This is a genomic window from Pseudomonas sp. BIGb0381, from assembly GCF_024809815.1.
Taxonomy (GTDB): domain Bacteria; phylum Pseudomonadota; class Gammaproteobacteria; order Pseudomonadales; family Pseudomonadaceae; genus Aquipseudomonas.
In genome coordinates, this window is the sequence record NZ_JANUEN010000002.1 from 502,237 (window position 1) to 522,046 (window position 19,810).

The window sequence follows — 19,810 nt, forward strand, 5'->3', positions numbered from 1 at the left end:
TGATGACGCCTTGCTGGTAATTCAGGGTTGGATTGCCATGCGCACACCACGGCGGAGTCTGTGGTGAATAAATAGAGTCGTCCCATCAACGGGGCATGACCCAGCATCAACCGACAAGGATGTAATTCCCATGAAGCCTGCCTCTCTTAGTGAAGGCCATCGCGGCCCCGCGCAAATCTGGAACAGCGCACCGCAGCTGGCGCAAATCCCGCCTATCTCTACCGCTTCGCTGGTGCCCGCCGGCGCGCGCGTGGTGATCATCGCGCCCCATCCCGGCGACGAGGTGGTGGCCTGCGGTGGTCTACTGCAATTGCTCAGCACCCTGGAACACCCTCTGCAACTGATCTCCATCACTGACGGCAGCGCCAGCCACCCGGGCTCCTGCGTATGGCCGGCCAGACGCCTGAGTGTGGTGCGCCCCCAGGAAAGCGCCGAAGCGCTGCGCCGCCTGGGCATGCCCTTGCACAGCCTGAAGTGGATTCGCGGCGGTTTCTGCGACAACGCCCTCGCCGCTCGCGAGCCGCAGTTGAGCCAATTTATCGCGCGCTACCTGCAACCGGGCGACGTGGTGTTTACCACGTGGCGCAACGACGGCAATGACGACCATGACGTCGTCGGCCGTGCCAGCGCCAAAGCCTGCAGCCTGGTGGGTGCGCAACTGTATGAACTGCCGATCTGGGCCTGGCACTGCCCCGCCCGCGAGGGTGCGATGATCCCCTGGCAGCGGGCACGCAAGGTACGCCTGGACACCTGGACTGTGGCGCGCAAGCTCCACGCCGCCCATGCGTATGCCAGCCAGTTGGCGGGCGACCCGCAGATTGGCCTGGCGCCGATATTGGCCCAGGTACTGCTGGAGCGTATGCGCGAGCCTTACGAAATTGTGTTTGTGTAATCGCCCACTCGTCTGTACCTGTTATTTCTGACAGTGGCGCCCCGCACGATGTGTGGCTATGGTGCAAAAAGCGCTGCACAGCTTGAGGTGCAGTCGAGAAAGCCATGCCAACCCTTTGCATTGGCCGGTGTTTTCGAACAGGTAACCCGTCGTCCCTGATCCGTATCGCGCGTCACGTTGTCATGGTCTGGCCTGCACCTGCCTTTGCCGGTATCGGTGCAACTCTCCCCTCGCGCGAGGACGGATCATGCGTTCACAGACTTTGCCCCTGCTGTACCTGATTGCCTTGGCGACGTTGCCGTCCGCGTCTTACGGGGCGTGTACCATCAGCAACACCGCCGGCGATGACCTCTCTTCCTGCGACAGCGGCACGGCGCCGGGGTTTACCGACAGCGCGGGCAACAACACCCTGAACATCAGCGCCACGGGGCGAGTCACCGGGAATGTGACCTATGGCGCCGGCAACGATCTGGTGGATGTGAACGGGCCGAGTGCCGGGATCGACGGCAACCTCAACCAGGGCGATGGCAGTAATATTTTCCGCCTGAATCTGGGCAGCATCACCGGCAGCGTAAGCCAGGGCTCGGGCGCGGATGTGGCACAGATCAGCGGCGGCCAGGCCGGCGCCGTCACCCAAGGCGCAGGTGTCGACAGCTACGCCCAGAGCGGCGGCACCATTGCTTCACTGGCCCAAGGCGATGGCCTGGATACCTTCAACATGAGTGGCGGCACCATCACCGGAGCCTTCGAGGATGGCGACCAGGCCAAGATGAGCGGTGGCAGCATCGGCCGGGTCGACATGAAGCTCGACAACAACCTGTTCGATATGTCGGGTGGCAGGATCATCGGCAACCTGGTGGCCGGCTTCGGCAACGACACCATCCTGATCTCGGGCACGGCCTTTGTCGGCGGCAACATCAGTGTCAGCGGTGGCAACGACGTCGTGACCGTCTCGGGTGGCGACGTCAACGGGCAGATACTCCTCAGCTTTGGCAACGACGAGTTCGGCTGGACGGGCGGAAACCTGCACTCGTTCGTGCTGATGGGCGCGGGTGACGATACTGCGGTGCTGCAAAACCTGGTCAATGCCCAACTGGCTGCGGCGCAATTGGTCGACGGCGGCCTGGGTGTCGACACGCTCACACTGGACAATACCAAGGCAGGCGATCCGGGCCTGTTTCCCAACTGGGAAAGCATTCGTCTGGACAACCAGTCGCAGCTGACCCTGGGCGGAACGCTGAAACTGGGTGACAGCGCCACCGGCACCGGCAGCCTGAGCATCGACGGGACCAGTGAACTGTTGATCGGCACAGGGGTGATCGACCCATTTACGGCTGGCCAATGGGTGAACGTCACTAACAGCGGCACCCTCAACATGACCACCGGCAACACCCGTACCAGCGACACCCTGACCATCAATGGCAATTACACCGGCGACAACGGGCGGCTTGCACTGCAAAGCGCCTTGGGTGCGGATGATTCCCCCAGCGACAAACTCATTATCAACCAGGGCACCCTCGCCGGTACCACCGCCCTCAACGTCACGAACCTCGGCGGCGCGGGGGCGGCGACCCTGCAGGACGGCATCCAGGTGGTGCAGGCCCTCAACGGCGCCTCTGGCAGCGGTAACGCGTTTACGCTGGCCGGGCCGGTGTCCGCCGGGGCGTTCGACTACTACCTGTTCAAGGGCGGCGTAACGGCCGGTACGGCGGAGAACTACTACCTGCGCTCGACGATCCCCGTGGTACCGCCTGGCCCGGTGATTATCGTGCCGTTACCCACCCCGGTTCCCGGTGAACCACCGCTGCCGCCCAATCCCGGGACCGAACCGATCCCTATTTATCGTCCGGAAGTGCCGATCTACGCTGCATTGTTTCCCGCCGCACAGCAACTCGTGCAGGGCATGCTCGGCACCTTCCACCAGCGTATGGGTGACCAAAGCCAACAGTTGCACACCGGCCCATTCACGTCGGGCTGGGGACGGACCTACGGTAATAGCACGCGCCAGAGTTTTACCGGGACGGTCAGCCCGTCGCTCGACAGTTCGGTGACCGGCTTCCAAGTGGGTAGCGACCTGTACGCCAGCACCTACGACAATGGCCTGACCCAACGCAGCGGGTTCTTCGTCGGCCACAGCACCCTCAAAGGCAATATCAAAGGCTTCAACGGTGGCTGGCAGGACAAGGACGCCGGCAAGACCACCTTGCGCGGGGACAGCCTGGGGGTTTACTGGACACTGATCAGGGCCAACCAGGCCTACCTCGACCTGGTCTTGATGGGCACCCGCTTCGACGGCAATAACGAGTCGGATCGTGGCGTGAAGATGGACACCCGGGGGCACAATGTCACGGCGTCCGCCGAAGTCGGCTGGCCGTTTGCCGGGATGGGTAACTGGGTGGTTGAACCCCAGGCGCAACTGATCGTCGGCAAGACCAAACTGGATAAGCAAAACGACGGGATCTCTGACGTCTCCTATGACGCCGACACCATCGTCACCAGCCGCCTGGGTGTACGCCTGCGCGGTGACTATCAGGTCCGCAGCATGCCGCTTCAACCCTACGTACGGGCGAATGTCTGGCACACCAGTGCCGGGCAGAACACCGTCACCTTCAACGACGTGACAGCGATCGACACTGAGCAGAAGTCCACCACCCTGGACCTGAGCGCCGGCGCCACGCTGAAGGTGGCCACGGGCATCAGCCTGTACGCCGAGGTGGGCTACAACCGCAACCTGGACAGCAACACCTTCAACGGCCGCCAGGGCACGGTCGGCCTGAGAATGGAGTTCTAATCACCTATGACCGGGATTGACCACCCCGGCCGCCTTGAAGCGTGAAAACTGAAAGGCAATGCCCAGCCAGATAAACCAAGCCGGCATTACGCATAGCGCCAAGCGTGTATCCGGCCGCAACGCCAGCAGGCACAACACGAAGGCCAGGAACGCCAGGGAAAACCAGGCCATCGGCACACCGCCGGGCATCTTGTAGAGGGATTTGGCGTGCAGGTCTGGGCGTTTTTTGCGATAGGCGATATAGGAGGCGAGGATGGTCGACCAGGTGAAAATCACCAGGATCGCCGACACCGTCGACACAATCGTGAAGGCAGTCATCACCTCCGGCACCACAAACAGCAGCGCCAGGCCGAGCAGCATCAAAAACGTGGTAAATGCCAGGCTGATAAACGGCACGCTGCTTTTCGACAGCCGACCGAAGATACCCGGTGCGTCCCCCAGGTCAGCCAGGCCGAATAACATGCGGCTGGCGGAAAACACCCCACTGTTGGCCGACGATGCCGCCGAGGTCAGCACCACGAAATTGACGATCCCCGCCGCAGCCGGAAAGCCTGCTACCAAAAACAACTCAACGAACGGACTTTTGCTCGGCGACACCTGTTGCCACGACGTCACCGCAATGATGCACGCCAGGGCCAGCACGTAGAACAGGATGATGCGCAGCGGTATCGAGTTGATCGCCTTGGGCAAGGTCTTCTCCGGCGCACGGGTTTCAGCCGCTGCGGTGCCGATCAGTTCGGTGCCGGCAAAGGAAAAGATCGCCATCTGGAACCCGGCGAAAAAGCCGAACAGGCCATTGGGAAACGCCGCCTGTTTATCCAGCAGGTGGCTCAAGGACGCCGTGACGCCAGTGGGCGAGACAAACGAGCTGGCAATCAGCACCACACTCACACCGATCAGGGTCAGCACCGCGATGATCTTGATGATCGCGAACCAGAACTCCACTTCACCGAACAGTTTTACCGTCAGCACGTTCAACGCGAACAGCGTCAGCAGCATGCCCACCGCCGGGATCCACGCCGGCACATGCGGGAACCAGTACTGGAAAAACCCGCCGACCACCACCGCATCCCCCACCACCGCCACGCTCCAGCTCAGCCAGTACGACCAGCCGAGAAAGAACGCCGCACGCGGCCCCAGGTAAGCGCCGGCAAAGTCGGCGAAGCTCTTGAAGTTGAGGTTGGACAGCAGCAGCTCACCCATGGCGCGCATCACGAAATACACGAACAGCCCGATGATCATGTAGATCAGGATGATCGAGGTACCGGACAACGCGATGATCTTGCCGGAGCCCATGAACAGGCCGGTGCCGATCGCACCGCCCATGGCCATCAACTGGATATGGCGGTTGCTCAGGGTGCGTTGCAATGCAGGCTTTTCACAAAGCCCGGACGTGGTTGTTTTCATCACAAAACCTCTTGTTATGTTTTTTGAGTTTTGGCAGAAAAAAAGAATCGAGCGTGTGTTGTTATTGGCTCAGGCGGTCTTGCTTTCGAAGCCGTGCAGGACGTTGACGGCATTGATGCCGATCTCATCGACCATGTAGCCGCCTTCCATCACGAACAGTGTCGGGACGCCGACGCTGGCGATGAGCTCGCCCATGCTGAGGAAGTCCTGGCTGTCGAGCAGGAAGTGGCTGATGGGGTCGTCCTTGAAAGTGTCGACGCCGAGGGAGATCACCAGCACGTCGGGGGCGAAGTGTTTCAGTTGCTGGCAAGCGTGGATCAGCGCGGTTTTGTACTGACCCCACGTGGTGTTTTTCGGCAAAGGGTAATTAAGGTTGAAGCCCTCCCCGGCACCTGCGCCGCGTTCGCTGGCGGCGCCGGAAAAATACGGATAGGACACCGAAGGCTCGCCGTGCAGGGAGATGAACAGCACATCCGGGCGGTCGTAGAAAATATTCTGCGTACCGTTACCGTGGTGGAAATCCACATCCAGTACCGCGACGCGCTTGGCGCCTTGGGTGATGGCCTGTTGCGCGGCAATCGCGGCGTTGTTGAGGTAGCAATAGCCGCCCATGTATTCGCGGGCCGCATGGTGCCCCGGTGGGCGGCACAGGGCGAAGGCGCTGTTGTGGCCTTCGTCGATCAGCGCGAGGCCGGTGAGCGCAATATCTGCGCTGGTCTTGACGGCGTGCCAGGTGGTGGCGGTGATCGGCGAGCCGGCGTCCATGGCGAAAAAGCCCAGCTTGCCGTCGATAAAGTCCGGCACCTGGTGATTGGCCAGGTCGCGCACCGGCCATACCAGCGGCAGCGCGTCATGGCTGCGGCCGATGGCGGTCCATTCGGCCCAGGCGGTTTCGAGGAAGCTGACGTAGCGTTCGCTGTGGGCGTTGACGTAACAGGCACGCTCAAAGCTGCGCGGCACGATGATATCGCCCAGCCCAACGTGTCGGACGCGGTCACGCACGGTGTCGGCGCGGCTGGGTTGTTCGAATGAGGGCTTGAGCACGCCGTCCTTGAGTTCGGTGCCGTGGTGCAAACGGTGGTCATCACTAAAAACAGTCAGCATTTGGATACATCCGCCAGTAAAAGACAGGGTCTATTTTGTTCTGGCAGCGCAGGGCTTTCTTTGCTTTTACTTCTGACGCTGATAGCTTTATCGGGTGTTTTTACCCATGCGATAGCCAAATATGAAAAATAAAACCAAACAGGTCGTTCTTGACGACACCGATCTCGCCATCCTCGCCCTGCTGCAGGAAGACGCGAGTATTTCCAACGCCCAACTGAGCGAGCGTCTGTCCCTGAGCCTCACCCCCTGCTGGCGCCGGCGCAAACGCTTGGAAGAAGAAGGTGTGATCAAGGACTACCAGGCCAACCTGGATCGCAAGCTGCTCGGCCTGGACATCATGGCGTTTGTACACGTGCGTTTTGCGATCCACACCGACCATGCGCCGGATGCGTTTGAAGCGGTGATCAAAGAGCTGCCTCAGGTGCTGTCTTGCCACAAGATCACTGGCGATGCGGACTATCTGTTGCAGGTATTGGCGGAGGATCTGGACAGCTACAGCGAGTTTGTCGAGAGCGTGCTGCGGCGGCAGCTGGGGATTGCGTCGATCCAGTCGAGCCTGGCGTTGCGCGAGGTGAAGGCGACGAGTCGGGTGGCGATTCCAAAACGCGATTGAACGCGCTAAAGAAGACATTGAACACGGCAGGTGATGGCTAAAAGCCTGCCCTCAGCATGTGAAAAATTCGTTAACTAATTCTCCCCAAAGGCTTTTTTACTTCAAGTCATTGCGGCACAATAATGCGAATAATTATCAACAGATTTATTATTCGCCAAGGACGGCACTTAGGGGAGAGTCCGTTCCATGTCAGTGCAACAACACGGCGGTAAAGGTTTTACACTCACTCTGATCGCTTTGGCGGTGTGTCTTGCCACCTCGCACGCGGCCTTCGCGGCCGATGCTGAAACGCCGACAACCACCTTGGAACTGGGCGCTACCCAGATCTCCGGCGAGCAGCAATTGGGCGAAACCACCGAGGGCACGCAGTCCTACACCACCGGCGCGATGAAAACCGCGACCAAACTGCCCCTCACCTTGCGTGAAACCCCGCAGGCCGTCACCGTCATCACACGCCAGCGCATGGATGACCAGGCGATGACCAGCATCAACGACGTGGTCAACGCCACGCCTGGGTTGTTCCTCAATTATTCCAACGGCCCAGGCCGGCAGTCCTATACCTCACGCGGTTTCGACATCGACAACCTGATGTACGACGGCATCCCCAGCGGCTACAACGGCGTTTCCGTAGGCGCCCAGCCGAACCTGGCGATGTTCGACCGTGTCGAGGTAGTGCGTGGCGCCACCGGCCTGGTGACCGGTGCGGGCAACCCTTCGGCGGCCATCAACCTGGTCCGCAAGCGGCCGCTGGACGAACAGAAAGTCACCCTCACCGGCGCCGCCGGCAGCTGGGATGACTACCGTGGCGAGCTCGACGCCTCCAGCCCGCTCAATGACAGCGGCACCTGGCGCGGCCGGGTGGTCACCTCCTACCGCGACGCCAACAGTTTCATCGACAACGCCGAGTCCTATCACGGCCTGTTCTATGCCGTCACCGAAGCCGACCTGAGCGAAGACACCACCCTCACCCTCGGCTTCTCGAACCAGAAGGACAAGACCAACTACTTCTGGGGCTCGTCGATGATCGGCCAGGACGGCCATCACCTCGACCTGCCACGCTCCTACAACCCCGGTACCGACTGGGAGAACAAGGACCAGGAAATCAACACGGTATTCGCCGAACTGCGCCAACGCCTGGCCTATGACTGGAAGCTTCAGGTCAACGCCAACTACGCCGAACAGAACGCGTTATTTTCCGGCTCTTATCAGTCGCGCTGGGTCAACAACACCCTGGCGCGGACGGTCTACCAGGCCGCCTACGACGAAAACCAGGCTGGCGTCGACGCCTTTGCCAGCGGCCCGTTCCAGGCATTCGGACGTACCCATGAACTGGTGGTGGGTGCCAGCCGACGCATCTACGACATGACCACCCATAACTACAGCCCCTACGACACCAACTGGCCCCTCACCGCGGGCAAACCGGACTTCGTCCACACCACCAACGACCGTGAGGTCACCACCCAGGACGGTGTCTACGTGACCACGCGCCTGAGCCTGGCGGACCCGTTGAAGCTGATCCTCGGCGGGCGCCTGGACTGGTATGACTACGACGCCCATGGCAGCAACACCAGCGACTACAAGGTCACGCGCAACCTCACGCGCTATGCGGGGCTGATCTACGAGCTGGACGACCAACATTCGGTCTACGTCAGCTACAGCGACATCTTCACGCCGCAGAGTTCCAAGGACACCTCCGGCACCCCGGTCAAACCTATTGTCGGTAAGAACTACGAGGTCGGCATCAAGGGCGAATACCTGGGTGGCGCGCTGAATGCGAGCGTGGCGCTGTTCCGTGTCGACCAGGAAAACCGCGCCACGCAAGTGACCGTGCAAAACTGCCCACAGACGGAATGCTATGAAGCCTCCGGCGAGATTCGCAGCCAGGGTATCGACTTCGAACTGCAAGGCGCGCTGACCGAAAACTGGCAGGTCGGCGGTGGCTACACCTACGCCCGCACCCACACCATCAAGGACGAGGCCAACCCACAGAAGGTCAACAAGCAGTACGACACGGACGTTCCGGAGCACCTGTTCAAGCTGACCACCCGCTACAACTTCCAAGGCCCGCTGGAAAAACTGCGCGTGGGCGGCAACATCTCTTGGCAGAGTCGCATGTACAACGACGTCAAACTGGCGGATGGCAGCACCTACCGCCTCCAACAGGGCGCCTACGCCGTCACCGACCTGATGGCCGGCTACAAGGTCAACGACCACCTCGACCTGCAGCTCAACGCCAACAACATCTTCGACCGCCGCTATTACTCCACCATCGCCAACTCCGTGAGCTACGGCGGCGACGCCTACGGCACCCCACGCAACATGATGCTGACGGCCAAGTACAGCTTCTGATCCACCTCGCGTCCTCGGCTGCCCGCTCGGACAGCCGCTCAGCGAACTCTTTCCCCGTGGCGAACGGGGGCCCTCATGTGGGAGGTGGCTTGCTCCCGATAGCGGTGGGTCAGTCAATGATGCTGTGACTGTGCTACCGCTATCGGGAGCAAGCCCCCTCCCACATTGCCCCCCCGCTTGTCACCAGGAATGTCGTCTGCCCCCTCTGAACGCACTCGCGCTTAAAGTCCCCTCCCCCAAAGCCGATAAGCTTTTTGGTTTCCCTGCACCCGCAAGTGCCTGAACGCGGGCCGTAGTGGCACGCCGCATGCTTTGATCCTGGCCAGACCACATGGAGTAAGAGTGAATGCTCGCACGCGCACGTTTCCTGGAGCACTACCGCAAGGCCGACCGCATCATGCTGGCACTTATCTGGCTGATGTTCCTGTTCTCCGTCGGCCTGGCGTTTTGGCACGACACGTTACTCCAGGCCATAGTCGTGGGTGGTGGCACCAGCGTGGTGCTCTCCGCGCTCTATCGAGCCATCAGCGGCACCCGTGTGATGCGTTGCGTCTTGGGCGCTGGCCTGATGGTGATGGCAGCTCTGCAGATCAACCAGGCACAAGGCGTGATCGAAGCGCACTTCGGGATTTTCGCGCTGCTGGCAGTGCTGACGTTCTATCGAGACTGGCTGCCGATCCTGGTGGCGGCGCTCACCATTGCCGTGCACCACGTGGTGTTCCACGCCTTGCAACATCAAGGCTTCCCGGTATTCGTGATGGCGCATCACGGCGGTTGGACCATGGTGTTCGTCCACGCCTTCTACGTGGTGATGGAAACCGTCGCCCTGCTCTACCTCGCCGTACACAGCCAGGCCGAAGCCGTCGAGAGCCAGGAAATGCTCGAGAAGATGCTCGCCGTCACGTCCCAGTTCACCGGAGAAAGCACTCAGGGTGAAGGCAAGGTACGCGTGTCCCTTGCAAGGCGTTTCGAGCACTTCCTGCAGCAACTCACCCACCTGATCGACGGTGTCGCCCGCGACTCCCATGGCTTGGGCCAACTGGGCCAGGAACTGGCCAGCGCCAGCGGCACCCTGGAAAAAGGAGCGCGGCACCAACTGGCGGAAATCACCCAGATGACCGGCTCGATGCAACGCATGGAAGACGCCATGGGCCACATCGCCGTGCATGTCGAACAAGCGGTGGAACACGCCGGCAAAGCCAGCAAACAAATCCTGCGCGGCCAGGAAAGCGTCGGCCGCGCCCAGCATGAAATCACCCAACTCGCCTCACGCCTGGAAGGCACCAACCAGACCGTCCAAGGCCTGGCCACGCAAACCGAGCAAATCGGCTCCGTGCTCGAAGTCATCAGCAGCATCGCCAACCAGACCAACCTCCTCGCCCTCAACGCCGCCATCGAAGCCGCCCGCGCCGGCGAACAAGGCCGCGGCTTCGCGGTCGTCGCCGACGAAGTACGCAACCTGGCGCAACGCACCGCCGTCTCCACCCAAGAAATCAAAACCATCATCGAAGGCCTGCAACAAGGCAGCCGCCAGGCCGTGGAAGCCATGCACGACAGCCGCCAGGGCGTGGAACGGTGTGTGGAGGACAGTCAACTGGCAGTGGAAATGCTGCAAGCGGTAGGCAATGACATTACCCAGATCGACGAGTTGAATGGCCGGATCGTGATCACCACGCAGGAACAGACCTCTGCGAACCTGGAGATTGTCGGGCGGTTGCAGTCGGTGCAGAGCATTGCTCAAAACACCGCTGACGAGGTGGAGATGCTGGCCAGGAGCAGCGAGCAGTTGCCGCCGATTGCGGTGCGGTTGGATGCGTTGGGGAGGCGGTTTCACCCCTGATAGTTTGGGGCTCGCAATCAGCCGGAAGCCATCACGGGGCTCGTCTTGATGACCCGGGCCGCCGCAGGTCCTGAACGTTCGCTTAGTCTTGCTTGACCAGCTCGACCCTGCGGTTTTCAGCTTTGCCTGCCTCGGTGGCGTTGTCGGCCACCGGGTCAGCCTCGCCAAATCCGGCCGCAGATAACCTCGCCGCGTCGATGCCCTTGGCGGTGATGGCGGCCTCAACGGCCTTGGCGCTGCCGTATGACAGTGTCTTGTTGTGCGCGGGATCACCGGTGTGATCGGTGTAGCCGTTAATGGCCAGTTTCAACGATGTATTTTGCTTGAGTAACAACAACACTTGCTCGATCTGTGGCTGTGAACCCGGAAGGATGCGGGTCTGGTCAGTCGCAAAGTTGATGTGCGATGCCACCTTGCCGGTTTTATCTATCTGCGCTTTCAGTTCACTGGCCGGCAACAGGCTGGCAGTTATTTGCAACGGTTTGGTTTCGGCAATTAGCAGGCCGCCGCCGAACGCGTAGCTGCACAAATGAATCCAGATATCGCGGTCGGCGCGATGGATAACAAACACCTGCGCGGCGTTATTCCAAATGTCCCCCAGGCCACTGTTGTATTTGAGCGCGAAGTCCCGCGGCCATTCTTTGATCTTCTGGCCAGGGTCTTCCGGAATCCTGCCATCGAAGATCTTGCTGCCGCCCAACGAGGACACGACGGACTCGAGGTTGCGTTGCAATTCCAAGTCGGAGAACGCCTTGTCCTGCGCGGCGTCGATATGGGCTGACCAGACCTTGCCGTGGTGATGGTCGAGCGGATAAAGGGTGCTGCTATCGTTGGCTGCTTATAAAACCGGGGCTATCGAGATAACTCAATAGCACAGCTGCCCTATTGCATCGCGCTTTAGCGCTGGATCACAGTTGTTCGCGCTCTAATACGTCTTTTTTTACGCTATTCGACGCTGCCGATCGTATTGAACAGGGATGCTTTTTTTGAAACCTATAACCACCAGAAAAATTGAAATGAACGCTGCGCTGGCGATGGCCTTGATCTCGCTGTTAACCACCAGCGCTACTTGGACCGAGGCAGCCGTTGGTGCAACAGCCTCCTCGGCACCGTGTACCAATGAAGCGGATTTCCAGGCCGGCACCGTTGTGGAGTCTGAAAGTCGCGACAACACCTCTGCCGTAACCAATCGTAGTAAAACCGAAACGCTGGGCCATGAAGACTTCGCAGGGGCCAACCCAGTGGCGTCATTACACACCACGTTCATAAGCAATTCGCCGGTGTATTTAACGACCACCTTTGCGCAAATCAAGGACGGCCAGTTGATTCGCTATGGTGATCGGCACGGTGCCGGGCCTTCGTTGACCACTACTCTTTATACCCCTCCTCCCACCACGCCGCTGGATTTACAACCCGGGCAGACAGTCGCCGTCAGTTACAAGAACCAGGTCGTCAGCGGCGGCAACACGCTTGAGTTTGAGGTATCAGAAAAGCTGACCTACAACGGCCGCGAGACGATCAAGACAGCACTCGGGACGTTCGAAACCTGTCGCTTCACCAATGAAATTTCCACTGGATCAACGTCCGGTCAACAACCGACCCAGAAGGTCGTGGTGCAGAATTGGTTTGCTGCCGAAGGGCCCTACCGTGGGCAATCAATCAGGTCGGCCAGTCTCTCCGGCACGAATGGTGGACAGGAGCGGCTCGTTGAAGTGGTCAAGATGCGATATGAGACGCGAGCCAACTAGGTATCTTTATGCCCAGGCGATGAGAAGGAGGATAGAACTGCCCTTCCTGGCAACGGGTTCAAGCACGCTGTTTGTGCCGCAGTTGTATCGACGAAAATATACTTAATTGCTTAATGGCTTTTAGTAACTAGTACAGGTGTACTAGTTCAGCTGTTCTATATCATAAGTTGCATGAGTCGGACATGATCAAAGCGTGTTTTCATTGATCTGAACGGGTTGTGCTTGCTGATATGAGTTGCCGAATTGTGGTGGCGGACGAACACCCACTTTATCGAGAGGGCATGACAGGATTACTGGAGTGCTTAATACCTGGAGCAAAAATAAAACAGGCAGGAAACCTGGAGGAAGTCTGGGTTCTCCTGGATCGCTGGCAACCTGTCGCCATGCTCTTTATCGAAGTATATTTGCCAGGGCTTTGCTCCTTGAAAGAGCTTGCAAAACTGTGTGGGGAAAGAGGCACTACTGCAGTCGTTGTTGTTTCGACAGTCGATGACAGCGTGATCATTACGCGAGTAATGGAGGCTGGCGCCAAAGGGTTTATTGGCAAGAACATTTCAGCCGAAGAGGTACGTAACGCCATCAACGATATTCGTAATGGCCAAGTAGTGGTCAAATACGAACCGACCGAATCACCATCATTTGAAAGTGATCACGCGATGGGCAAACTGACGTCGCGGCAGCGGGAAGTCTGGAATTTGATCGCACAAGGTAAAACCAACAAGGAAATTGCCGCTGAACTGGAAATCTCTCCCTATACCGTGCGTATTCACGTGTCTTCGCTGATACGTGCCCTGAACGTACCCAACAGAGCAGTAGCCGCCGCGCGTTTCGCAGGGCGCTACACCTGCTAGTCCCGTAATGGATCTAAGGGTAACTCACACTTCATTGACTTGACCTGTTCAAGCAACACGTTACGCAGTTCCGGCGGTCGCACGGGTTTTGCCAGTACCGAGATATTAAATGCATGCAGTGATTGACGGATGCGCTCGATTTCGTGCCCGGTGATGAACATCGACATTGAGCAACTGGCTGATGCGCTTGACGATGGACAAGCCCAACCCCAGGCCCTCAACATCTTGTCGCGTGCGTGGCGCACCCGGTAAAACTCTTTGAATGCGTCCGGCAAATGTTCAGCGGCGATACCGCAGCCCTTATCGTAAACAACCACGGCCAAGCCCTTTGCCTGGCGTCTGACACCGATCAGCACGGGCTCCCCCGATGCGTACTTGATCGCATTGGACACCAGGTTTTGCACCATGGTGGTCAATAGCCCCCCCCCCATTGACGTTCACCCAATGCCGACAAGGGTGCAGGCGCAACTCAACCCCGGCCCAGCGGGTGGCCTCGATGTTCTGTTTGACAACCTCCTGCAGCAGTGCGCCCAGGTTCACCGGCTCCGCTTGCGGTTCCAGCTTTCCGTTATCGAGGGTGTAGATATCCCAAATCGAACGGAACAGTTGAGAGACGGTATGCAGCGAGCGGTCGATGTTGTCCACCAGTCGCAATTCTTCACCGCCCAGATTCGCGTCACGCAGGCACGCGGTGAACAGGCCGATGGAGTGGATGGGCTGGCGCAGGTCGTGGCTGGCCAGGGCCAGATAGTGTGAGCCGAAACGCATGCCATTACCCAGGGTCACCCAGAGCAGCGCAGCATAGATAGGCAATGCACCTTCGCCTCCCAGCGCCATGGCGAAAGCGATACCGGTGTAGTCATGAAGCATGGAGAGCAAGCGCCGCCAAAAAAGTGTCCTGGCCAGCGCTTGATCGCCATGCGCAGGAATATCGACACCACGATGAATGTCGAGATATACACAATGATGGGCGTGTAGGCTGCGGTATCACTGGGGCGCAACCCGCTCAGTACGATGATGTACAGCAACGCACAGGCGCTAACGGTCAGGCGTAACGTGGCCTGATTGAGTTCGCTGCTCTTTTCCACGCGTTCAACCTCATGGACCATGGGGGATGCATCGCTGGATGCCGCCCCCTTGAGAACAATAAGGCGTAGGTTGGCGTGTTAAGGCATCAAACGACACGGCGTGTCGTATCAGAAGTGGAACGTGTCAGTAAAGCCTGTAGTAATCCACCACGTCATCCACGAAGTAAATTATCAACCTCGTTCCCTGGGTCTGGCTTTGAGCTTTTTTCGTGCCCGTCACACTGCCGACATCATTGGCGACACCTTGAGCCTTGGACACTTGCGACGAGGCGTCGTACATCTTCAGGCTTGTCTCGGTCGAGACATATTTGTGGGCCAGGGTCATGTACTTTTCCAGACCCTCCTGGTTTTTATCATAGGTCCAGTTGGACCCGTTGCTTCTGCTCGTTGAATCAAGTTCCTCTTCGGCTGGAGCGCCGAACAATTGTGTCACCTGACTCTTGGTAGTTTTTCCCGGGATGATGGTTTTCTTCAGGTAAGCAACATCGTACTTTTGTGCTCCAGGATTTAAGGAATTCATCAAATCCCCAGTGTTAGCACAGCCTCCCAAGCCTGCGGTCAGTAAGCACAGAGCGAATCCGATTCTAATTAGTTTTCCATATCTTAAGCACATAGACTTACCTTGAGTTGTGTTTAATACCATTCCATTTCGACCGGATGCACGGTGAAGTTGACACAGCGTAGTGCAACTAATCGAGCCTTTTAATTGACAGGCGGGCAAACACACTGGAACACCTCGACGTTGAAGTTCAAGTGCGTTCCGGTGTGCGCTCTGGCTCAAAGCCTTTAAGACTTTTTCGAGCGTGTACAGCTTATGGGCGCGCGTGAGCTGACGCTATAGTACAAGTGTGCTATAGGCGGCCAATAGGAACTTGTCTAGCATAGCTAGATGGACATTAACGGCTTGAATTAATGTAATAAATTGCTTGCCAGTTGATGTAATGTCGGATTATTGAATCCGCCTGAATGGAGTCGAAATATGAAATCATGGACCACCGTCTTATCCATTCTGATGCTGTCCGGGTGTGCGGGTTCTCCCTTGAGTAATCTGGTTATGAACCAGCGTTATCAAACGACATCGGACATTACTGCTTCATGGGTAGGTGCATCCGAAGATGAGTTGGTGACGTCATGGGGGGCGCCAAAAAACAGCCACGGCCTCAGTGATGGCAACTCGAGAATCATCGGCTACGACTACGTATGGCTTACAAACGGCAGTCGTTCGATGGAATGGGGTTATGTGCCTGATTACGCCCGTTGCGAACAGCGGTTCATGATTGAAAAGGGCGTGGTGACCCGCTGGTATTCATCTGGCGACTGTCCAAAAAGGCCTAAAGGCGCCAAGTTGATCCCCGGTAACACCCCCGTGCCCCAACCCACGCTCTAATGTTCATTGCACCGTCTTGATTCAAGTATCGAGCTTGCCCGGCCACCCACTGGCACCGGGAAAGTTACTGAATTGAGCCGCCGCCGCCGCACGGGTGGGCACCCCCAGGGACTTAAGCAGAGTGGAAACATGGATGCGTACGGTGAACGGGGAGATACCCAGTTGCTTGGCTATTTCCTTATTGGTCTTGCCCGCTGCAACCAGGCCGAGCACTTGCCGTTGGCGGGCGGTGAGTGAGGCAAGGCTTGGGTCCAGAAGGGGGTTTTCGGGGTTGTACTTCACCACGACTTCCCCTTCCCGAATCGCCAGGATGGCTTCGGCAATGCCTGCCGGATCAACGTTTTTGCCGATAAAGCCATCAGCGCCTTGGGCGATGACCTGGGAAATAATGTCCAGGTCATCGACCATCGACACCACAATGATCGAGGTGCGCTTGAACTCGTTGCGCAGCTGGCCTATGACCTGCATAGACGTGATACCGGGAAAGCGCAGGTCCAGAATCAACGAATCAACTTCTGCGCCCGTACGCGCCAGCGCCAGTACTTCATCCAGATTGCCCGCCTGCTCTATCATCGCTGTCGGCATAAGCCGTTCTATGGTTCTCAGCATACCTTCGCGAAACAGAGGATGGTCATCTGCCACTATGATTCTGTGCGTCATGTCAAGGTCCATCTCACCTCAGGTCCGGCGCATCGTAACGCAAACTGTAACGCCAGGTTTCAACTTTTAAGCGACTTCTTACCCTGGAGAATCGCAATGAACATGACGGAAAAGAACAGTGAACTGGACCAGGCCACGTTGCGGTTGACGGTCAGCACCTGTGCTTCGCTGTACATCCTTGTGGTGGCCCTCCTTCCTTCAAGTGACTTCGCCACCTATGTACCGATCATGTGGTACATGGCGTTTTTCATCAGCGTGGCAGTCCCCCTGCGCATGGCGATCAAGCGCTGGCCAGGGCACTTCTTCTGGCGCCGATTGTTCGCCATGGCCCATGACTATACCGGCATCGCTTTCGCCATGATCGTGGGTGGAGAGGGGGCGTTGCCGGTTTATGCCGCGCTGCTCTGGGTCACATTGGGCAATGGCATGCGCTTTGGCTCGCGCTACTTGACCGCCGCGACACTCATCGCGCTGAGCATGCTGGTCATGATCTTCATGCTTACCCCTTTCTGGCGCGCACAGCCCTACATGTTCCTGATGCTGATCGTGACCACCATCGTCGTGCCGGCCTATGCGCACATTCTGCTCAAACGCACGCGTATCGCATCGGAAGAGGCAATCGCCGCCAATCAGGAAAAATCACGCTTTCTGGCCCAGGCCAGCCACGACCTGCGCCAGCCCATCCACTCCATCGGCCTGTTCACCGCATGCCTGCGTGACGCGAATCTGGGCGGCGAAGAACTGCGACTGGTGGACAACATCGACCGCTCGCTGCATACCGTCTCTCAACTGTTCCGTTCGATCCTGGATATCTACACCCTCGACAACGGAAAGCTGGAACCGCAAGCGGAACCGGTGAACCTGGGGGCGCTGCTGCGGGATGTCGTCAAACAGAACACCGAGGCCGCGCGCTGGGCCGGGGTTCAACTGCGCCTGCGCCCTTGCGAGCACTGGGTGAATGTCAATGCGGGGCTGTTGACCACCATGGTGCAGAATCTGGTGTCAAATACGCTCAAGTATGCGTCCGGCCAACCTGTCTTGATCGGTGTGCGTCCCAGAGGCAAGGGCTTGGCCATTGTCATCTACGACAAGGGACGCGGCATCGCCGCTGAACATTTACCGGACGTATTCAAGGAGTTTTACCGGGTACGCCACGCACGCGACAAGGATGTCGAGGGCCTGGGGTTGGGCTTGTCCATCGTCAAGCGCATCAGCCAGTTGCTCAATCTGGATATCCAGTTGGACTCCCGACTCGGCCAAGGCACCCGCGCCACTATCCAACGCCTGGAAAGCGTCGCGCCAGGCACCGAGACACAACGGCCAGCGGCCACGCAAAGCCGTCTGCAGGGACTGCGGGTATGCCTGGTGGAAGACGATTCCAACGTACTGATGGCGACCACGGCCTTGCTGGAAAAATGGGGATGCGAGGTAGAAAGTCATAGCGATGGACTGAACGTGACCACGGAATGCGACATCATCATTGCCGACTTCGACCTGGGCCCTAGGATTTCAGGCTCCGAGTGTATCGCTGCGATTCGCGAACAGCGTGGTTGGGAAGTACCGGCCATGATCATGACCGGTCATGAAATCGAGCGTATCCGCAGCACATTGATCCACATGAATATCTCCATCCTGTCCAAGCCCGTGCGTCCGCCTGAATTGCGAACGACCTTGCTCGAACTGACCAAGCATTTCGCCAGGGAAATGGGTTAGCTGGAGGATGTCCATGCCCGGACATAACCGGGTGCGACGGTGTGTGGAATGCACGCCTATCATTAGCGCGGCCTGCCATTCGCCTGTCGGTTTGCGGCGAGGTCATAGGTCACTTGTCGTATTGATGTCGCTCGCTACCCGCTATCCAATGCACCTGGGGAACGTGCCTCGCTGAATCAACGTTGTTTCAGCGCTGACCGGTCCTCCGCTGCCTTAATTTGGATGCAGTTCAATTAAGCGTAAGGAGTGTCCCAGCCGAAGGACGGGCGGTTAGTTTTGACAACCGTGCCACCTTGACCGACTCGGGCCACACAGCGACCAAGTGATAGAGGGAGTTTCCATGAAAGACAATATGAAGAAAGTACGTTCGACCATCGCAATAGCATTGGCTCTCTCAGCAGGTCTTGCGTTCAGCGGTACGGCCAGCGCCTTTACTTTTGAACATGGATGGAGTTGCCAGAATAAGTGGTACCAAATGGGGCTTATTGAACTGATTGCTTGCGGAGGAGGAGGCGATGGTTGATCTGCCTGGGTCTTTTTCAGGCATATGAAGGAGCGATAGTTCATTAACGCTTCACACACACAAACAACGCATTCCCGGTCACGCCCTCCCAGGGCGTGATCCGCTCATAGTCATGCTCGAACACCTGCACCTCGAAGTGCGGCTGTAACAGTGCCTGCAACTCAGTAAAACTCAGCGCAACCATGGCATGCTCATCCTGCCAAGCCTCCGCCACCCCCGCCGTGGTCTTCTCGATGCTCAGGCGCAGCGCCTGCTGCTGCCCTTCTCCGCTGTAATACCAGCCGGACCCGAAGGTGAAGTGGCTGCCTTCAAACTCGACGCTATGGCGTACGAGCAAGCGGTTGTCGATATGCAGCTTGTCCACCGCGTTGAAGCAGAACACGCCGTTGTCTGCGAGTGCGCCGTGCACGCTGGCGAAGCAGGCGCGCAGTTGGGCCAGCCCGGGGTTGTAATGGGTCGAGTACAGGAAGCAGGTGATCAGGTCTTGCGGTTCGTCCACCTGGAAACCGGCCATGTCCTGGCGGCTGAACTGTGCTTCGGGGCAGCGCAGTTGGGCGAGGTCCAGCATCGGTTGGCTGATGTCCAGGCCGGCGCTGCGGTAGCCGAAGTCGAGGAAGTGGCGCACATGGGGCCCGGTGCCACAGGCAAGGTCCAGATGGCGGCGCCCGTCATTGCCGAACAATTGGTGCAGGCGGCGCACGCTGTGGCTTTGCGCGCGGTAGTCAATGTCGGCGCACATCAGGTCGTAGTAGATGGACAGGTCGGTGTACAGCGCGTTGGAGGACATAAGTAGCCAGAGGGTTCGGCGGGAATTTCGCGGCGGCATGGTAACCCAGTCCTGGGC

Annotated in this window: 16 protein-coding genes and 1 pseudogene; 10 read left to right on the forward strand and 7 right to left on the reverse strand. The window is 58.5% G+C overall.

What is annotated here, in order from left to right; all coding sequences use genetic code 11:
• The first annotated feature begins 130 nt into the window (after positions 1–130).
• Together M2397_RS08635 and M2397_RS08640 are read left to right on the forward strand one after the other, a co-directional pair.
• On the forward strand, positions 131–892 hold the full coding sequence (locus M2397_RS08635; protein WP_131696143.1) for a PIG-L deacetylase family protein: 762 nt from the start codon (positions 131–133) through the stop codon (positions 890–892).
• Between the two features lie 247 nt (positions 893–1,139).
• Positions 1,140–3,683 (forward strand): autotransporter outer membrane beta-barrel domain-containing protein, encoded by a 2,544-nt coding sequence (locus M2397_RS08640; protein ID WP_259242649.1) that lies wholly within the window; start codon positions 1,140–1,142, stop codon positions 3,681–3,683.
• Here the strand turns inward: M2397_RS08640 and M2397_RS08645 are convergent, their stop codons facing one another.
• A complete protein-coding gene (locus M2397_RS08645) occupies positions 3,684–5,090 on the reverse strand; it encodes an amino acid permease (RefSeq protein ID WP_131696141.1) in 1,407 nt (468 codons plus the stop codon).
• 69 nt (positions 5,091–5,159) lie between these two features.
• Complete coding sequence (locus tag M2397_RS08650; RefSeq protein WP_259242650.1) at positions 5,160–6,194, reverse strand: histone deacetylase family protein; 1,035 nt, start codon at positions 6,192–6,194, stop codon at positions 5,160–5,162.
• 121 nt (positions 6,195–6,315) lie between these two features.
• On the opposite strand from M2397_RS08650, the gene M2397_RS08655 reads away from it, so the two are divergent.
• The 3 genes from M2397_RS08655 (at position 6,316) to M2397_RS30290 (ending at position 10,996) form a co-directional block, all read left to right on the forward strand.
• A complete protein-coding gene (locus M2397_RS08655; protein ID WP_131696139.1) occupies positions 6,316–6,807 on the forward strand; it encodes an Lrp/AsnC family transcriptional regulator in 492 nt (163 codons plus the stop codon).
• Between the two features lie 186 nt (positions 6,808–6,993).
• On the forward strand, positions 6,994–9,156 hold the full coding sequence (locus M2397_RS08660) for a TonB-dependent siderophore receptor (protein WP_131696138.1): 2,163 nt from the start codon (positions 6,994–6,996) through the stop codon (positions 9,154–9,156).
• A gap of 346 nt (positions 9,157–9,502) precedes the next feature.
• Positions 9,503–10,996 carry a methyl-accepting chemotaxis protein gene (locus M2397_RS30290; protein WP_310521622.1) on the forward strand — a complete coding sequence of 498 codons (1,494 nt, stop codon included), beginning with the start codon at positions 9,503–9,505 and terminating at the stop codon, positions 10,994–10,996.
• Between the two features lie 82 nt (positions 10,997–11,078).
• On the opposite strand, the gene M2397_RS08670 is transcribed toward M2397_RS30290, so the two are convergent.
• The gene (locus tag M2397_RS08670) at positions 11,079–11,735 is read right to left on the reverse strand and encodes an OmpA family protein (RefSeq protein WP_256663566.1); all 657 of its coding nucleotides are present in this window, start codon (positions 11,733–11,735) and stop codon (positions 11,079–11,081) included.
• A gap of 295 nt (positions 11,736–12,030) precedes the next feature.
• Between M2397_RS08670 and M2397_RS08675 the strand changes: the two genes are divergently transcribed.
• Together M2397_RS08675 and M2397_RS08680 are read left to right on the forward strand one after the other, a co-directional pair.
• Positions 12,031–12,744, forward strand: coding sequence for a hypothetical protein (locus M2397_RS08675; protein ID WP_405046420.1), 714 nt, complete (start codon positions 12,031–12,033; stop codon positions 12,742–12,744).
• A gap of 230 nt (positions 12,745–12,974) precedes the next feature.
• Entirely contained in the window at positions 12,975–13,595 is a 621-nt protein-coding gene (locus M2397_RS08680; protein ID WP_259242787.1) for a response regulator transcription factor, read from the forward strand.
• Between the two features lie 141 nt (positions 13,596–13,736).
• Here the strand turns inward: M2397_RS08680 and M2397_RS08685 are convergent.
• Together M2397_RS08685 and M2397_RS08690 are read right to left on the reverse strand one after the other, a co-directional pair.
• Positions 13,737–14,704 (reverse strand): annotated as a pseudogene (locus M2397_RS08685) (sensor histidine kinase); the annotation flags it as partial.
• A gap of 103 nt (positions 14,705–14,807) precedes the next feature.
• Positions 14,808–15,203 carry a hypothetical protein gene (locus M2397_RS08690; protein WP_145337742.1) on the reverse strand — a complete coding sequence of 132 codons (396 nt, stop codon included), beginning with the start codon at positions 15,201–15,203 and terminating at the stop codon, positions 14,808–14,810.
• Between the two features lie 459 nt (positions 15,204–15,662).
• Here M2397_RS08690 and M2397_RS08695 point away from each other — a divergent pair, with 459 nt between their 5' ends.
• Positions 15,663–16,070, forward strand: coding sequence for a hypothetical protein (locus tag M2397_RS08695; RefSeq protein ID WP_145337741.1), 408 nt, complete (start codon positions 15,663–15,665; stop codon positions 16,068–16,070).
• A gap of 21 nt (positions 16,071–16,091) precedes the next feature.
• Here M2397_RS08695 and M2397_RS08700 read toward each other — a convergent pair whose 3' ends face one another.
• The gene (locus tag M2397_RS08700; RefSeq protein WP_065925236.1) at positions 16,092–16,730 is read right to left on the reverse strand and encodes a response regulator transcription factor; all 639 of its coding nucleotides are present in this window, start codon (positions 16,728–16,730) and stop codon (positions 16,092–16,094) included.
• 96 nt (positions 16,731–16,826) lie between these two features.
• Here M2397_RS08700 and M2397_RS08705 point away from each other — a divergent pair, with 96 nt between their 5' ends.
• Both M2397_RS08705 and M2397_RS08710 read left to right on the forward strand, forming a co-directional pair.
• Positions 16,827–18,443, forward strand: coding sequence for a hybrid sensor histidine kinase/response regulator (locus tag M2397_RS08705; protein WP_405046414.1), 1,617 nt, complete (start codon positions 16,827–16,829; stop codon positions 18,441–18,443).
• Positions 18,444–18,783: 340 nt separating this feature from the next.
• Entirely contained in the window at positions 18,784–18,966 is a 183-nt protein-coding gene (locus M2397_RS08710; RefSeq protein WP_184742402.1) for a hypothetical protein, read from the forward strand.
• A 43-nt stretch (positions 18,967–19,009) separates the two neighbouring features.
• On the opposite strand, the gene M2397_RS08715 is transcribed toward M2397_RS08710, so the two are convergent.
• Positions 19,010–19,753, reverse strand: coding sequence for a class I SAM-dependent methyltransferase (locus M2397_RS08715; protein ID WP_259242791.1), 744 nt, complete (start codon positions 19,751–19,753; stop codon positions 19,010–19,012).
• Positions 19,754–19,810: the final 57 nt, after the last annotated feature.

Bases quoted from the DNA above. Each gene is read 5' to 3' on its own strand.
- M2397_RS08635 (WP_131696143.1), top strand. From the start codon at position 131: ATGAAGCCTGCCTCTCTTAGTGAAGGCCATCGCGGCCCCGCGCAAATC.
- M2397_RS08640 (WP_259242649.1), top strand. From the start codon at position 1,140: ATGCGTTCACAGACTTTGCCCCTGCTGTACCTGATTGCCTTGGCGACG.
- M2397_RS08645 (WP_131696141.1), bottom strand. From the start codon at position 5,090: ATGAAAACAACCACGTCCGGGCTTTGTGAAAAGCCTGCATTGCAACGC.
- M2397_RS08650 (WP_259242650.1), bottom strand. From the start codon at position 6,194: ATGCTGACTGTTTTTAGTGATGACCACCGTTTGCACCACGGCACCGAA.
- M2397_RS08655 (WP_131696139.1), top strand. From the start codon at position 6,316: ATGAAAAATAAAACCAAACAGGTCGTTCTTGACGACACCGATCTCGCC.
- M2397_RS08660 (WP_131696138.1), top strand. From the start codon at position 6,994: ATGTCAGTGCAACAACACGGCGGTAAAGGTTTTACACTCACTCTGATC.
- M2397_RS30290 (WP_310521622.1), top strand. From the start codon at position 9,503: ATGCTCGCACGCGCACGTTTCCTGGAGCACTACCGCAAGGCCGACCGC.
- M2397_RS08675 (WP_405046420.1), top strand. From the start codon at position 12,031: ATGGCCTTGATCTCGCTGTTAACCACCAGCGCTACTTGGACCGAGGCA.
- M2397_RS08680 (WP_259242787.1), top strand. From the start codon at position 12,975: ATGAGTTGCCGAATTGTGGTGGCGGACGAACACCCACTTTATCGAGAG.
- M2397_RS08690 (WP_145337742.1), bottom strand. From the start codon at position 15,203: ATGAATTCCTTAAATCCTGGAGCACAAAAGTACGATGTTGCTTACCTG.
- M2397_RS08695 (WP_145337741.1), top strand. From the start codon at position 15,663: ATGAAATCATGGACCACCGTCTTATCCATTCTGATGCTGTCCGGGTGT.
- M2397_RS08700 (WP_065925236.1), bottom strand. From the start codon at position 16,730: ATGACGCACAGAATCATAGTGGCAGATGACCATCCTCTGTTTCGCGAA.
- M2397_RS08705 (WP_405046414.1), top strand. From the start codon at position 16,827: ATGAACATGACGGAAAAGAACAGTGAACTGGACCAGGCCACGTTGCGG.
- M2397_RS08710 (WP_184742402.1), top strand. From the start codon at position 18,784: ATGAAAGACAATATGAAGAAAGTACGTTCGACCATCGCAATAGCATTG.
- M2397_RS08715 (WP_259242791.1), bottom strand. From the start codon at position 19,753: ATGTCCTCCAACGCGCTGTACACCGACCTGTCCATCTACTACGACCTG.